The organism is Pseudomonas sp. MNR3A (genome assembly GCF_009650575.1).
GTDB lineage: Bacteria > Pseudomonadota > Gammaproteobacteria > Pseudomonadales > Pseudomonadaceae > Aquipseudomonas > Aquipseudomonas machongensis.
This window is the reverse complement of the sequence record NZ_VZZS01000008.1, coordinates 391,808-406,509: the sequence shown is the minus strand read 5'-3', so window position 1 is coordinate 406,509 and position 14,702 is coordinate 391,808. Positions and strand designations below refer to the sequence as shown.

Genomic DNA, 14,702 nt, shown 5'->3' with positions numbered 1-14,702 from the left:
AACTGGCCCGAAACAAACTGTAGGAGCGGGCTTGCCCGCGAAGCGCCGCGCGGGCGGCGCTCGATCTCATGGGCGCTGAAAATCTTTCGGCAAGCACCTCAGTCACCAACAAGATAATCACGCAAGCGCAGCAACATCGCATCACAACCCTGCAGCTGCACAACGCTGACAAACTCGTCCGGCTTGTGCCCCTGATCCATGCTACCCGGCCCGCAGACCACAGTCGGGATCCCCGCCTGATCGAACAGCCCACCCTCGGTACCAAAGGCCACGGTGCCAAAATCTTCCGAACCGCTGAGCAACGCCACCAGGCGCGCCGCTTCGCTGTCTTCGGGCGTTGCCAGCCCAGGGTAGGCACTGAGCGGCTTGAGGCGGATATCGCTGGTTTCACTGACGGCTCGCATGCGTGGCAGCAGGTCGGTTTCGGCGTAGGTCTGCAGGCGCTCGGCCACGACCTTGGCCTCGAAACCCGGCAAGGCACGCACCTCGAAATCGAACTCGCACTCCTCAGGCACGATGTTCAGCGCCCGCCCGCCCTTGATAACACCGGTCTGGACCGTGGAGAACGGCGGATCGAAGCGCGCGTCATGGTTCTCGGGACGGGCCAGTTCGCCGCCAATCTCGCCCAGCTTGCCAATCAATTGCGCTGCGTACTCGATGGCATTGACGCCATAGGGTGCATAGGCCGAATGACAAGCGGCGCCGTGCACCTGGCAGCGCATGGCCAGCTTGCCCTTGTGCCCGAGCACGGGTTTGAGCTCGGTGGGTTCGCCGATCAGGCACAGGCGTGGCTTGTTCGGGCGCTGTTCGAGCGCCTCCAGCATCGAGCGCACACCGAGGCAGCCGACCTCTTCGTCATAGGAGAATGCCAGGTGCACCGGCGTTGTCAGCGGCTGGGCGAGAAACGCCGGCACCGCCGCCAGCACCGAGGCGATGAAGCCCTTCATGTCGGCCGTGCCACGGCCATACAGGCGACCATCGCGCTCGCTCAGGCGAAACGGCTCGACGCTCCAGGCCTGGCCGTCCACCGGCACCACATCGGTATGCCCGGACAGCACCACGCCGCCACGATCGGTCGGGCCGATGGTGGCGAACAGGTTGGCCTTGGTGCCCTCCTCGTTGAGGAACAATTCGCTCTCGACCCCCAGCCCCGCCAGGTAATCGCGGATGAAACCGATCAGTTCGAGGTTGGAGTCGCGACTGACCGTGGCAAAGCCGATCAAGCGCTCCAGCACGGCGCGGCTGGTGAGATCACTCATCGCCCGGCACCCCGTAGCTGGGTGCGGTGGTCGGGTTCAAGGCTCGGGTGACGTAATCCTGCATCTGTGGGCGATAGGCCTGCCACAGGCGGTCGAGTTCGCTGATCGGATCGTGCTCGGCCCAGTCCACACGCAGGTCTACCAGCGGCCAGGTCAGCTCACCGGCGATCTTCAGCGCGGCCGAGTGCACAGGGCCAGCCTCGCCACCGGCGGCCATGGCCGCGTGCATCGCCGCCAGCAAGCGATCGGCCAGGTGCCCACCGGCCTGCTCGAACGCGTGCACCATCGCCTCGATCACCTGCGGCGAGGCCAGCAGGTTGCCCGCGGCTGCACACTGCTCGCCGGCGAGCGCGTTATGTACGCCGAGTGCTTCTTTGCCGGTGAACAGCGCGACCTGGCCGTGGCTGTCGATCACCGTCACCTGGCGGTACTCGCTCCAGCCGTTGGCGCTGAGCACCCGGTCCAGCGCTGCGGCAGGCGGCAACTGGCCCTGCTCGAGGGCGTCGAGGATCTGCGGGCCGAGGGCCGGCAAGGTGATGTTCTGCGTCGCCACCGCCCCGACCCCGGCGCGCACCCACGGGCAGCGGGCACCGACGGCGATGCTGGACGAGCTGATGGCGATGCCGACCTGGCCGGTTTCCTGGCAGCGGCCGATGATGGAGAAGGTCATGGTGCAGCTCCTTTCTGGGTTTACCGGCATTCTCGGCAAGCCCTGGCGGCGGCGAAACGAGCATTTTGCTTGGCATTGGCGAGGAAAAAACTGGGCACTGCGGGTTTGCTGGGCAAATCTGCCGGGCTGCTCGCTGCAGCGCTGCCACCCTTCGCCAATTTATCGGCAAGCCCCAGCTAAATACTATTTTCGCGAAATTCCGTGCATCCCTAGTCTGGCCCCAGGTAACGGCGGTCCTCCAAAACCGACCTGACAAAAACCGCCTGAACAAGGGCTCGGACATGACACTGAACAATCTCGAAATCGACACCCTCGTGGTCGGCGCCGGCCAGGCCGGCGTGGCCATGAGCGAACACCTGAGCAAACTCGGCGTGCCGCACCTGGTGCTGGAACGCAACCGCATCGCCGAGGCCTGGCGCACTGGACGCTGGGACTCGCTGGTGGCCAACGGGCCAGTCTGGCACGACCGCTTCCCTGGCCTTGAATTCGACCTCGACGCCGACGCCTTCGCCGGCAAGGACCAGGTCGCCGACTACTTCGAGCGCTACGTGCGCAAGTACAACCTGCCGGTGCGTACCGGCATCGAAGTCAAGCGCGTGGTGCGCAACAGCGACCGCCCGGGCTTCACCATCGAAACCAACGAAGGCGTGATGCGCGCCAACCGCGTGGTCGCCGCCACCGGGCCGTTCCAGAAACCGGTGATCCCGGCCATTGCGCCAAAGGATGAGCGGCTGCACCAGATCCACTCCGCCGCCTACTACAACCCGCAGCAGTTGCCTGACGGTGCGGTGCTGGTGGTCGGTGCCGGCTCTTCCGGCGTACAGATCGCCGAGGAGCTGATGCGCGCCGGGCGCCAGGTCTACCTCTCGGTCGGTGCCCACGACCGCCCACCACGCGCCTACCGCAACCGCGACTTCTGCTGGTGGCTGGGCGTGCTGGGTGAATGGGACGCGGAAATCGCCAAGCCCGGCCGCGAGCACGTGACCATTGCCGTCAGCGGTGCCCGTGGCGGCCATACCGTGGACTTCCGCGCCCTCGCCCACCAGGGCATGACCCTGGTCGGCCTGACCCAGTCGTTCGAAGACGGCGTGGTGCGTTTCCAGGACAACCTGGCCGACAACATCAACCGCGGCGACGAGAACTACCTGGCCCTGCTCGATGCCGCCGATGCCTACATCGAGCGCAACGGCCTGGACCTGCCAGAAGAGCCCGAAGCGCGCCAACGCCTGGCCGACCCGGACTGCGTCAGCAACCCGCTGCTGGAACTGGACCTGGCCAAGGCTGGTGTCACCAGCATCATCTGGGCCACCGGCTACGGCGTGGACTTCAGTTGGCTGCAGGTCGACACCTTCGACGCCAACGGCAAACCCCAGCACCAGCGCGGCGTGGCCCGCGAGCCGGGGGTGTATTTCCTCGGCCTGCCCTGGCTGTCGCGCCGCGGCTCGTCGTTCATCTGGGGCGTATGGCACGACGCCAAGCATGTCGCCGGCCATATCGCCACCCAGCGCACCTACCTGGCCTACCGCGACCGCGACCAGCGCGCAGCGGATGAACAGCCACACACCTCGATCAGCAACGTCAGCACCCTCGGAGCCCACTGATGCCTACCCATACCCGCATCCGCATGTTCAACACCAAGGCCACCTACCCCAACCAGACCCTGGACAATGACCTCTGCCAGGCCGTGCGTGCCGGCAACACCATCTATGTACGCGGCCAGGTCGGCACCGATTTCGAAGGCCGCCTGGTCGGTCTGGGCGACCCGCAGGCGCAGGCCGAGCAGGCGATGAAAAACGTCAAGCAACTGCTTGAAGAGGCCGGCTCCGACCTGTCGCATATCGTCAAGACCACCACCTACATTACCGACCCACGCTTCCGCGAGCCGGTGTACCGCGAAGTCGGCAAGTGGCTCAAGGGCGTATTCCCGATCTCCACCGGGCTGGTGGTCGCGGGTCTGGCGCAGGCTGAGTGGTTGATGGAAATCGATGTGATCGCTGTAGTGCCAGATGAGCAGTAAGCACTGATTGCCACCGCGGTGTTCTGTTCGCGGCGGTTCGGGTAGCCGAACCGCCGCGAATCGTTTAAAGCTTCGCCAACTCTTCGCGACAGAACTCGACGAACAACTGCGCAGGCTTGGTCAACTGCACACGCTTGAGGTGCGCCGCCGCCAGCCCCGACAGCGCCACCGGCTCGGCAATATCCAGTGTCACCAGGCGCTTGCCGTCATAGGTGAAGGGTGAATGCGGCCGGGTCACCAGCAGCGAAAAACCGAACCCCTGCCCTACCATCCCGCGCACCATCTCGATCGATGGCGAACTGAAGACGATGTTCGGCGTCAGCCCCATCTCGTTGAACAGGCTGACGAAGTAGGTACGGCTCGGCGCAACGTCGAGCAGGATCATCGGCTCCGGGCACAGGTCGCGCAGCGAAACCTGGGCCTGGCTGGCGAAGCGGTGCTTCTCGGGCAGCAGCACATAGGGCTTCTGCGGCGGCATCAGCGGCTCGGCCTCGATGGTGCCGTCCAGGTCGTGGTCGTAGAGAAACGCCAGGTCGAAGGTGCCGGCGGTCAGCCCCTGGATCAGCTCCTGCTGCTCACCGTCACGCAGGCGGATGTCGACGCCGGGGTAGCGCTCGCGAAACCCTGCGATCAACCGTGGCAGATAAAGCGGCGCGACGGTCTCGAAGCAGCCGATGTCGATCTGCCCGGCCACCGTATCGTTGTCGGCCAGGGCGTTCTGCTCGAACTCATGGGACATCTGCAGCAGCGCCTTGGTCTTGGCGTAGAAGCGCTTGCCGCTGGGGGTCAGCGACACGCCCTGGGCGTGGTGACGGATGAACAACTGCACACCGAAGCTCTCTTCCAGGCTCTTGATCGCGGTGGAGATCGACGGCTGGGCGATGTACAGCTGGCGCGAAGCCTCGGCAACACTGCCAGCCTCCACGGTGGTGACGAAGTACTTGAGTTGTCGCAAGGTGTAGGAAGCCATGGGCACCTCTGGGGCGCCGTGGGCGGCGCGCGAAATTTTCCTCTCACCTTACCTTAGTGGCTGGCGCGCGTGCGGCCAGTGCAGCCTAGGATTTGCCTGGGGGCTGAGCATATTTTTGCTCGCTTGTTGCCCGCCCCCAGGGCAACGGCCCCTCAGAACCCGACCGTCGCCGACAGCAACCACGTGCGCGGGGTCGACAGGGTCAGGCCGGTGGCGGTGCCGTCGGGGACGTTGGCCGAGGCCCAGTAGGTCTTGTCCAGCACGTTCTCGACGCTGGCGCGCAGGGTGACGTCCTTGTCACCGAGCTTGAGTGCGTAGCGTGCACCCAGGTCATAACGCTGCCAGGCGTCGACCTTCTGCCGGTTGGCAGCATCCAGGTACTGGTTGCCGGTATGGATGACACGCGCGCTCAGGGTCAGCCCGTCGATGGCCGGCAGGTCCCACTCAACGCCAAGGTTGGCATTGACCACCGGCGCGCCGATGGCACGGTTGCCATCGTTGCGGCCATTGGCCGTGCGGGTCTGCTCGGCATCGAGGAACATCGCCCCGCCCAACACCCGCACCCCGTCCAGTGGCTCGCCGAACAGGCTGATTTCCAGACCCTGGTTGCGCTGCTCGCCGTCGGCGCTGAGGTTGTTCTGGGCATCGGTGAAGTACGACGGTTTCTCGATACGGAACAGGCTGACCGTGGTGCTGAAACGCCCCATGTCGTACTTGGCGCCGACCTCCAGTTGCTTGCTGCGGTATGGCGCGAAGACCTTGCCGGCGTTGTTCGCCGTTTCCGGTGCCACCTGGCCCTGGGTCAGGCCCTCCATGTAGTTGAAGTACAGCGACAGCTGCTCGGTGGTGCGCCACACCAGGCCCATGGCCGGCGAGGTGGCGCGCTCGTTGTAGCGCTGGTCGGGCTCGCCGGGCTCGGAGCTGTCGACCTCGACACGCTGAAGGCGCGCGCCGAGGGTGAGCAGCACGGTGTCGTCAGCGAAACTCAGGGTATCGGCCAGGGCCAGGCTCGACAGCACGGTGTTGGTGTGGGTCGGGTTGTCGTCGGCCAACGGCGCGCCCGGTGCGGGCAAGGTCACCGGGTCGAACAGGTTGCTGACGCCGTTGGCATAGCGCGCACCGCTGTTGTCGAAGGTCAGGTCGAAGCGATTGAGGCTGATGTTGAGGGTATGGCCGACCGCACCGGTGTTGAACCAGCCGCGCAAGCCGACGGTGCCGGTAACCACGTCCTCCTCGCGCTGGAAGGCGCGCGGGCTGACGGTGAAGCGACCGGCTTCGTTGACCACCTGCACGGCATGGCGCATGAAGTCGTAGTCGCCCTTGCGCGCTCCCAGGGCGCCCAGCAGCATCCAGTTGTCGCTCAGGTCGTACTCGCCGCGCACGGCGCCGAAGGTATCCTTGGCCCGCGAGTAGCTCCAGGGCTGGGCGAAATTGTGGTGAACATCCTTGGCATCCGGCACCTTGAGCCCTGCGGCAAGGCCCACACGCTCCATTGGCGCATCCACGTCACGCGCCTGATGGCCGATATCCAGCGACAGGCGAGTGCGCTCGCCTTTCATATCCAGGCCCAGCACGGTCGCCTCGCGGTCCATATGCTGGTGATCCCATTCGGTGTCGCCGGCCTGGCGCACCGCATTCAGGCGCACGCCAAAGCGTTGGTCGTCACCGAAGCGTCGACCGATGTCCAGATGACCGCCCCCTTGTCCCGCCGAGGCGTACAGCGCGGTGAACTCGGTCAGCGGCGTCTCGCCAGCGCGCTTGGGCTCGATGTTCACCCCGCCGCCAATGCTGCCGTTGGGCGCCAGTCCGCCAAGCAGCGCCCCCGGCCCCTTGAGGATATCGACCCGCTCGACCATCTCCATGTCGATCGAATAGGTCGGCAGCACGCCATACAACCCACCGTAGGCGACATCGCTGTTGTACAGGCTGAATCCGCGCACGGAGAACTGTTCGAAGCGCCCGCCTGCCGGGTTGGTGCTGCGCACCGAGGGATCGTTGGCGACGACATCGGCAAGGGTACGGGCCTGCTGGTTCTGCAATATCTCGCGGGTGTAGGAGGTCATGCTCAGGGGCGTCTCCATGTAGTCACGCTCGCCCAACATGCCGAGGCTGCCCCGTCGTGACACCTGGCCGCCGGCATAGGCATCTGCTGCCGGCGCGGCGCCCTGGCCATGGACATTGATGTCGGGCAGCACATGCGCGCCCTCGACCGGCGCGGCCTGGCGCACCAGGGTGAAGCTACCGGGCCCTGCCGAGACCAGTATCAGGCCCGAGCCCTGCAGCAAGGCGGCGAAGCCCTCCTCGACCCCGTATTCGCCTGCAAGCCCCAGGCTGCTGCGCCCGGCGACCAGCGCCGGGTCCACCGACAAGCTGACCCCAGCCTGGCCAGCAAAGCGTGTCAGCACCGCACCCAGGCTGCCGCCCGGTACCTGGTAGCTGCGCCGCGCTTCATCGGCCCAGCCCGACGCGGGCAGCCCCAGCGCAAGCAGCAGGCCAGCGCGCATCAGGTGCAGGGATAACGGGCGAAGCAAAGGGGTGCGGGACATCCGGAACGCTCTCAGATCAGGGGTGGATACCCTTGATGACAAGCGGGCGCCAGAAAAGGGACAGCCTTCAGGCAATTTTCGTGCGCGGGGTCAGCGAGACCCAGTAGCGGGTGCGATAGTGCACCTGAAGCGGCAGGCTCGCCGCCAGCAGGGCCAGAATGCGGTCGGTGTCGTCGAGCTGGAAGGTGCCGGTCACCGCCAATTGCTCCAGCGCCGGGTCCCAGCGCAACAGCCCGGGGCGGTAGCGATCCAGCTCACGCAGCAGATCGCCCAGGGGCTGATCGTCGACGATCAACAACCCCTGCTGCCAACCAGGCAGTTGGGCGTCGAACGGCTGGCTGGCGGTCACGCCGGAGGCGCTCAGCGTCGCCCGCTGCCCGGCCTCCAGGCGAACCGCTGGCCCGGCCAGCGGTTGCAGGCTGACCTGGCCACGGGTGACCGACACCACACAGCCCTGCGCACGCTCACGCACGCACACCCCAGCCCCCTGCACGCGCACCAGGCCGTCGCGGGTCTGCACCTGCAGCGGGCCAACGGTGTCGAGGGCAATCTCGCCCTGCACCAACTGCAACCAGTGGCGGCCTTCGGCGAAGTCCAGATTGACCGCCGTGGCGGTGTTGAGCTGCAACCGGCTGCCATCCGGCAAGGTCAAGCCGCGGCGCTCGCCCGTGGCGGTACGCAGGTCGGCACGCCAGCCGTCCAGCGGCAACTGCCGATAACCCAGCCAGGCCAGCGGTAGCAGCGCGCCAACACCCAGCATCTGCCCCAGCACGCGGCGGCGATCTGGATCGGGGCGGTCCAGGCAAGCCACCGCCAATGGCGCCGGTACCTGGGCGAAGCGCTGGCGCAGCCCCTCGGCCTTCTGCCACAAGGCTTCATGGGCGGCACTGCGGGCTCGCCAGCGTTGCAGCGCAGCAGCCTGCTCCGTGTCGAGCTGGCCGGCATCCTGCAAGGCCAGCCACTGCGCGGCCTCACGGGCCAACTGGCGTGCGCCGACCTCCGCCGGGGCGCTCACAGGTCCACCAGCAGGCAGTGTTCGTATGCCTTGGCCATATAGCGTTTCACCGTACGCTCGGACACCTCCAGTCGCGCGGCGATGCTGGCGTAGTCCAGCCCTTCGAGCTGCGACCAGAGAAAGGCCCGGCGTACCATGGCAGGCAGGCCATCGAGCAGGTCATCCAGGGCCTGCAAGGTTTCCAGCAGCAACCAGCGCTGCTCCGGTGACGGTGCAAGCGCCTCGGGCAGGTTGGCGAGGGCGTCCAGGTAGGCCTGCTCTAGGCTGCGCCGCTTGTAATGATTGACCAGCAACCGACGCCCGACCGTCAGCAGGTAGGCCCGTGGCTCGCGCAGGCTCGGCACGGCCTTGGCCTGCTGCGCCGCGAGCACCCGCAGGAAGGTGTCGTGGGTCAGGTCCGCCGCCGTCCAGGCATCGCCCAGGCGCCGGTGCAACCAGCCTTGCAGCCAGCTGCGATGGTCGCGATAGAGGGTGTTGAAGCTGGGTTCGGGTGCCGCGGCGGGGTCGGACATTCGGAGGCACACTGGGGAAGGATGAGATACGAATGCGAGTGATTCTAATTATTTCTCATTCGCTCGCCAAGGTGCTCTGCTCTGATCCGCCTGCGAAGCGGCGGCAAGAGCCACCGGCGAAATCCGATTAAACCCTCACCTACCTCTCCCTTCTAAACAGTTTGTGCCCCACGGCACACCCTGCAATCAACACCACCTCGGAGGGGGACCCGATGGACGAACGATTTCTGCAGTTGCTGACCACCACCACGGTATTCGGCATCTCCATCCTCAACCTGCTGCTGGCCCTGACGGTGACCGTGATCACCTTCCTCGTGACGCGCTGGGCGCTGAGTTTCCTCAAGCGCCGCGCCCGCCAGTGGTCCAGCCATGACGGGCAGCTCAGCAAGGTCATCACCCAGGTACTCGAAGGCACCAGCAACTTCCTGCTGATGCTCGCCTCGCTGCTGGTCGGCCTTGGCGTGCTGGACCTGCCGGAACGCTGGCTGGACCGGGTCGGCAGCCTGTGGTTCGTGGTCGCAGCCTTGCAGATCGGCCTGTGGGCCAACCGCGCCATCGCCATTGGCCTGACCCGCTACTTCGCCCGCCACGACACCGGCAATGCCTATCGTGGCAGCGCGCTGGCGACCCTGTCGGGCTGGGGCGCGCGGGTGCTGCTGTGGTCGGTGGTGCTGCTGGCGATGCTGTCGAACCTGGGCGTGAACATCACCGCCTTCGTCGCCAGTCTTGGCGTCGGCGGCATCGCCGTGGCCCTGGCGGTGCAGAACGTGCTGGGCGACCTGTTCGCCTCGCTGTCGATTGCCGTCGACAAACCGTTCGAGGTCGGCGACTTCATCGTCATCGGCTCGCTCGCCGGCACCGTGGAGAACATCGGCCTGAAGACCACGCGCATCCGCAGCCTCGGCGGCGAGCAGATCGTCATGGCCAACGCCGGCATGATCAGCAGCACCATCCAGAACTACAAGCGCCTGCAGGAGCGACGCATCGTCTTCGAGTTCGGCCTGTCGTACGACACGCCCACGGAGGCGGTGAAAAAGGCCCCGGCGATCGTCGAGGAGTCGATCAAGGCCCAGGGCCAGGTGCGCTTCGACCGCGCCCACCTGCGCGGCTTCGGCAAGGAAGCGCTGGAGTTCGAGGCCGTCTACATCGTCCTCGACCCCGGCTACAACCTGTACATGGATATCCAGCAGGCGATCAACTTCCAGTTGCTCGAGCGCTTCTCCAAGGTCGGCGCCAAGTTTGCCGTCGGCGCGCGGTCGATCAAGGTGACGGGCTTGCCGGAAGCCTCGAACCAGTTCACGCAGGTCAGGGGCCGGGACTCGCAGGGGAACTGAACGCCGCCCCCGGCGCTACAGCCTCACGCCGCACATCCCGGCAATGATCGCCAGCGCAATGGCTGCGCAGGCGAGCAAGCCACTGCGCCAGATCAGACGCACGGTCCGCTCCCGCACACCGTGCGCCTGCATCACCACGCGCAGCCCCAGCAGCAGGTGCACCAGGACCAGGAACACACCCAGGGTGTAGTGCGGCACCAGGCGGATGTTCCAGGGATCGAACAACAGGCCGGTGGGCGCGCCGGTGGCGAAATTCCATTCGGTGGGAATGCCCAGGTAGGTGCGAGCGTAGATGAACACCGAGTTCATGTGCCCAAGCACGAACAACGACAGGAACACCCCGGACGCCACCTGCAAGGTGCGCAGCCGATCCTGTACCCGCGCGCTCCAGCGCCAGGCCAGGTGCAGGCCGCTGACCACCTGGAAGACGAAGGCCAGCACCAGCAGCGGTTCGATGAAGCCTGCCCGGTAGACGGTACGGCCGAGGTCCATGACCTGAGCGTGCAACTCAGGCCCGACCAGCCCGGTCAGGTGATTGGCCAGGTGGAACAGCACGTACAGGCACAGGATCGCCCCACTCACACCGTGGGCCACGCGCCAACGACCCAGGCCCCCGGTGACGGACGCCGCCGCCTGCTGCCGCCCGCTCAGCAGCGCAAGCGCAGCCAATCCCAGCCACAGCACGCACCACACCAGCGGATCGGGCAGCGTGCTGCCCAGCAGCGCCTGCACCACGCCGAGAAACACATACAGGGTCGGCGCAGCCACGCAGGCATAGGCGAATCGGCGCACGCCCACCGACACATCGGCACGCCCGGCCACCAGCAACCCCGGAATCGGCACGGCAAAGGCCAGCGCAAGCGCAATCACCGCGCCGATGCCATCCAGGCCGCTCGGCTCGCTGACATAGGCGTGGAACAGCATCAACAGAAACGGATACACCAGCACCGCCACCAGCGGTACGGCCAGCGGACTGCGGCTGCCCAAGCGCTCGAGCGCCAGCGGTGCGGGTTGTTCGATAAGGGTCATGGACGCGCCCTCCCCTCAGCCAGGCTGTCCAGCAGCCGCTCATGCTCAACGCGCAGTTGCGCAGGCTCGAGTACCGCGGTGCCCTGCAAAGCCAAGTAATGCACCGAGCGCAGGCCGATGCAGGCAAAGGCGGCGCTCAGGTAGGGGGTGAGAAAGTCCGGCTGGCCGGGACGCTCGCCACTGAAAAAACCACCGGCTGCGATCGCCACATGCACCGGACGATCGGCGAGCAGGCCGGTCTTGCGCCCCTCGGCTGTACGACCGATGGTGCGTCCGACGCGCATTACCTGGTCGAGCCAGGCCTTGAACACCGATGGCACGGTGAAATTGTGCATCGGCGTGCCGATCACCAGCACGTCGGCGTGCTCGATTTCCGCGATCAGTTGTTCGGACAGCGTCATGGCCGAGCCGGCCAGTGCCTCCTGCAGCGCCTGGGGTGACTGCAGGCCGTCGGCGTAGGCTGCCGACGCATGGGCGATGGGCGTCAGGCCCAGATCACGGCGAGTCACCCGCACCTGGGACATGTCTTCCGACAAATGGGCGACAAGCGCTGCCGAAAGCGCCCGGCTGTAGGAGCCGGCCCTGGTGCTGCAATCGATATGCAGAATATTCATGCGAGGGTTCCGAACAGGGGCTTGCGGATGCAGGCCAGTGGACACGGGCTCATCGGTAGTCTCCGGGAGAGGGAAAAGCGAAACGCCGGGCTACAGGGCCTGGCTGAAGTGCAAGGCCTTGGCCAGCAGGCCCTGGCGGAAATAGAAACGCTGACCCAGGGCGTTGCCCAGCGCGGTATCGAGCACCAGGTGCGCGCAGCCCTGTGCCCGGGCCTCCTCGCGCAAGGCATCGATCAGGGCCGCGCCCAGGCCGTGGCTGCGGGCCTCGGCGCTGGCGACCAGGTCATCGACATACAGGAAGCGTCCGTAGAGCAGGTTCTCCTGCAACCGGTAACCGGCCAGCGCCTTGGCCTCCTCGCCCTGCCAGGCCGCCAGCAGGCGATAGTTCTGGCCGGCCTGGCGGCGCACCTGGTCGATGAACGCGGCGGCATCGGCAAGATGAGGTCGCAGTTCGCTCATCACTGCAAAGCAGGCTTGCAACTGCGCGTCGGTTTCGGCGTGGGCCAGGCGAAAGGTATTCATGGCATGTGTCTCTTGAGGTCTGGCCGCCACTCTAGGAAGATCATGACCTACCTCACAGGTGCAAGAATCGCTCAATTGAATGGGACATGCCCCATGGACCTGCAACAGCTCAAACCCAGCCGCGAACACACCGCGCCCATCTACCTGCAGCTCTACCAGCGCTATCGCGAAGCGATTGCCAAAGGCAAGCTGCGAGCGGGTGACCGGGTGCCCTCGGTGCGCAGCCTGGCCAGTGAGCTGAATCTGGCCCGGGGCACGGTGGAGATGGCTTACCAGATGCTGGTCGGCGAAGGCTATTTCATCACCCGCGGAGCGGCGGGCACGGTGGTTGCGCCAGGGCTATGCAAACTGTCCGGCGGCGCCCAGGTCAACCTCGAGCAGGCTGCACCCTCGCCGCAGCAGAAACAGGACCCACGCACCGAGCTGCCGCCCTTTCGCCTCGGGTTGCCAGCCTTGGATGCGTTCCCACGCAAGACCTGGGCACGTCTGGCAGCGCGTCACCTGCGCGGCCTCGACAATCCGGCCATGACCACACCACCGCCCGCCGGCCATACGCACTTGCGGCGTGCCATCGCCACCTACCTGGGCATTTCCCGCGGCATCAACTGCAGCCATGAGCAGGTGTTCGTCACCAATGGCTACCGTGGCGCGCTCGACCTGGTATGCCGAACCCTGCTGCGCCCCGGCGACCTGGGCTGGTACGAAGACCCAGGCTACCTGCACGCGCGCCAGTGTCTGGAGCACCTCGGCATGCGCCTGCAACCGGTGGCGGTGGACCGCGACGGCCTGGATGTCGCGCAAGGTCGGCGCCTGGCGGCGCAGGCGCGGTTCGCGGTGGTCACACCGACCCACCAGAGCCCGATGGGCGTGGCACTCAGCCTGCAGCGGCGACTGGACCTGCTGGACTGGGCCATGGGCGCCGATGCCTGGATCGTGGAGGACGACTACGACAGTGAATTCCGCTATCACGGCCGCCCCCTGCCTGCGCTCAAGAGCCTGGACCGCGAAGGGCGCGTGCTCTACACCGGCACCTTCAGCAAAGTGCTGTATCCCGGCCTTCGCCTGGCCTATCTGGTGGTGCCGATTTCCCAGGTCGAGCGCTTCAACGACAGTGCCTGTCACCTGCCAGGCCCTGGAGCCGTCGCGCCGCAGGCGACCGTGGCGCAGTTCATGGAGCAAGGCCACTTCGCCCGTCACCTGAACAAAATGCGCAAGCTGTACGCCACCCGCCGCGGCTACCTGGTCGATGCCTTGCAGGAACGCCTGGGCACACGCCTGAGCGTGCAACAGCAGGCCGGAGGCATCCATGTGCTGGCGCATATCCTGGATGCAACCGACGAGCACCTGCTCGCCTCTCGCGCTCGAGCCGAGGGCATGGCGCTGCTTGCGCTGAGCGAATGGCGGGCACAGCCCTCGCCAGAGCAAGGGCTGCTGATGGGCTTTGCTAACTTCATCTGCGCCGAAGACGCGATGGCAGCGGTAAGCCAGCTGGAAGCGGTGTGGAAGGCGCTGGACGACACCGCAACGGCTAAAACACGCGGAAACAAATGAACATCTTTTGTTTCAATTTCAAAACACAAACAAATTATTACAATTACTTTGTTAATTTAAATGGAATTAACAAGCTCTTGCTCAGGTGATTATCCCGCTGGGGAATCGGACCAGAATCCGGCCGTCAACCCACCCCAGAGGAACCACACGATGAGCAACCTTCCCGTTTCCCGCAGCCACTACCTGACCGTCACCCTGGTCGCAGCGGTCACCGCCGCCGCCGCCTCCGCCACAGCCCTGGCCATGCAAGTGCCGGTCTGGGCCATGTTCATCGGCTGGATCGCTTTCTTCACACGCGGCCTGACCACTCGCTCGACATTGGAGAACCTGGGCTGCGTCTGGCTCGGCCTGGTCTTCGGCGCGTTGGCGGCAGCCGGCGTGGGCCTGCTCGCACCCAGTGTCGGTGCATTGCTGGCAATCCCGATGGTGGTGTTCCTGGTGGCAGTCATCGTGGTCAGCCTGCGCGGCCTGCCGGTGATGAACAACCTGCTGTGCTACTTCCTGGGCCTGGTGGCCTGGTTCGCCGCGCACCTTGAGCCTTCGCTGGAGAGCCTGGCGCACATGGCCGGCGCCAGTACCCTCGGTTCGCTGGCAGGCTGGATCTCGCACTACAGCCCACGCAAGATCTTCGTGGCCTGATCTGACCCCGCAGTGGGTTCGTGC

14 protein-coding genes are annotated in these 14,702 nt (G+C 65.9%); 5 read left to right on the top strand and 9 right to left on the bottom strand.

From position 1 onward, the window contains the following. Positions 1-98 precede the first annotated feature (98 nt). Both argE and F6X62_RS07110 read right to left on the bottom strand, forming a co-directional pair. Entirely contained in the window at positions 99-1,259 is a 1,161-nt protein-coding gene (gene argE / locus F6X62_RS07115) for an acetylornithine deacetylase (protein ID WP_153773086.1), read from the bottom strand. Further along, entirely contained in the window at positions 1,252-1,929 is a 678-nt protein-coding gene (locus tag F6X62_RS07110) for a DUF1028 domain-containing protein (protein WP_153773085.1), read from the bottom strand. Before F6X62_RS07110 ends, argE begins: the two co-directional genes overlap by 8 nt. 281 nt (positions 1,930-2,210) lie before the next feature. Between F6X62_RS07110 and F6X62_RS07105 the strand changes: the two genes are divergently transcribed. Together F6X62_RS07105 and F6X62_RS07100 are read left to right on the top strand one after the other, a co-directional pair. Beyond that, positions 2,211-3,530 (top strand): NAD(P)/FAD-dependent oxidoreductase, encoded by a 1,320-nt coding sequence (locus F6X62_RS07105; protein WP_153773084.1) that lies wholly within the window; start codon positions 2,211-2,213, stop codon positions 3,528-3,530. Beyond that, complete coding sequence (locus tag F6X62_RS07100) at positions 3,530-3,946, top strand: RidA family protein (protein WP_063544388.1); 417 nt, start codon at positions 3,530-3,532, stop codon at positions 3,944-3,946. Before F6X62_RS07105 ends, F6X62_RS07100 begins: the two co-directional genes overlap by 1 nt. A 64-nt stretch (positions 3,947-4,010) precedes the next feature. Here the strand turns inward: F6X62_RS07100 and F6X62_RS07095 are convergent, their stop codons facing one another. The 4 genes from F6X62_RS07095 to F6X62_RS07080 all read right to left on the bottom strand — a co-directional run bounded on the left by F6X62_RS07095 (position 4,011) and on the right by F6X62_RS07080 (position 8,989). Next, positions 4,011-4,916, bottom strand: a complete 906-nt coding sequence (locus F6X62_RS07095) for a LysR family transcriptional regulator (protein ID WP_054892743.1) — start codon at positions 4,914-4,916, stop codon at positions 4,011-4,013. Positions 4,917-5,068: 152 nt separating this feature from the next. Further along, on the bottom strand, positions 5,069-7,462 hold the full coding sequence (locus F6X62_RS07090; protein ID WP_153773083.1) for a TonB-dependent receptor: 2,394 nt from the start codon (positions 7,460-7,462) through the stop codon (positions 5,069-5,071). A gap of 67 nt (positions 7,463-7,529) precedes the next feature. Further along, positions 7,530-8,477: a FecR domain-containing protein gene (locus F6X62_RS07085; RefSeq protein WP_153773082.1), complete on the bottom strand. Its 948-nt coding sequence runs from the start codon at positions 8,475-8,477 to the stop codon at positions 7,530-7,532. Continuing rightward, a complete protein-coding gene (locus tag F6X62_RS07080; RefSeq protein WP_153773081.1) occupies positions 8,474-8,989 on the bottom strand; it encodes a sigma-70 family RNA polymerase sigma factor in 516 nt (171 codons plus the stop codon). Before F6X62_RS07080 ends, F6X62_RS07085 begins: the two co-directional genes overlap by 4 nt. A gap of 212 nt (positions 8,990-9,201) precedes the next feature. On the opposite strand from F6X62_RS07080, the gene F6X62_RS07075 reads away from it, so the two are divergent. Further along, complete coding sequence (locus F6X62_RS07075) at positions 9,202-10,323, top strand: mechanosensitive ion channel family protein (RefSeq protein ID WP_153773080.1); 1,122 nt, start codon at positions 9,202-9,204, stop codon at positions 10,321-10,323. Between the two features lie 15 nt (positions 10,324-10,338). Here F6X62_RS07075 and F6X62_RS07070 read toward each other — a convergent pair whose 3' ends face one another. The 3 genes from F6X62_RS07070 to F6X62_RS07060 all read right to left on the bottom strand — a co-directional run bounded on the left by F6X62_RS07070 (position 10,339) and on the right by F6X62_RS07060 (position 12,488). Further along, positions 10,339-11,352: a hypothetical protein gene (locus F6X62_RS07070; RefSeq protein ID WP_218572547.1), complete on the bottom strand. Its 1,014-nt coding sequence runs from the start codon at positions 11,350-11,352 to the stop codon at positions 10,339-10,341. Next, positions 11,349-11,966: an FMN-dependent NADH-azoreductase gene (locus F6X62_RS07065; protein ID WP_153773079.1), complete on the bottom strand. Its 618-nt coding sequence runs from the start codon at positions 11,964-11,966 to the stop codon at positions 11,349-11,351. Before F6X62_RS07065 ends, F6X62_RS07070 begins: the two co-directional genes overlap by 4 nt. Positions 11,967-12,056: 90 nt before the next feature. Then, positions 12,057-12,488, bottom strand: a complete 432-nt coding sequence (locus tag F6X62_RS07060; RefSeq protein WP_153773078.1) for a GNAT family N-acetyltransferase — start codon at positions 12,486-12,488, stop codon at positions 12,057-12,059. A 93-nt stretch (positions 12,489-12,581) separates the two neighbouring features. Here F6X62_RS07060 and F6X62_RS07055 point away from each other — a divergent pair, with 93 nt between their 5' ends. Together F6X62_RS07055 and F6X62_RS07050 are read left to right on the top strand one after the other, a co-directional pair. After that, entirely contained in the window at positions 12,582-14,039 is a 1,458-nt protein-coding gene (locus F6X62_RS07055) for a PLP-dependent aminotransferase family protein (RefSeq protein WP_153773077.1), read from the top strand. 150 nt (positions 14,040-14,189) lie between these two features. Continuing rightward, entirely contained in the window at positions 14,190-14,678 is a 489-nt protein-coding gene (locus F6X62_RS07050; protein ID WP_112897971.1) for a DUF1097 domain-containing protein, read from the top strand. The last annotated feature ends 24 nt before the right edge of the window (positions 14,679-14,702 follow it).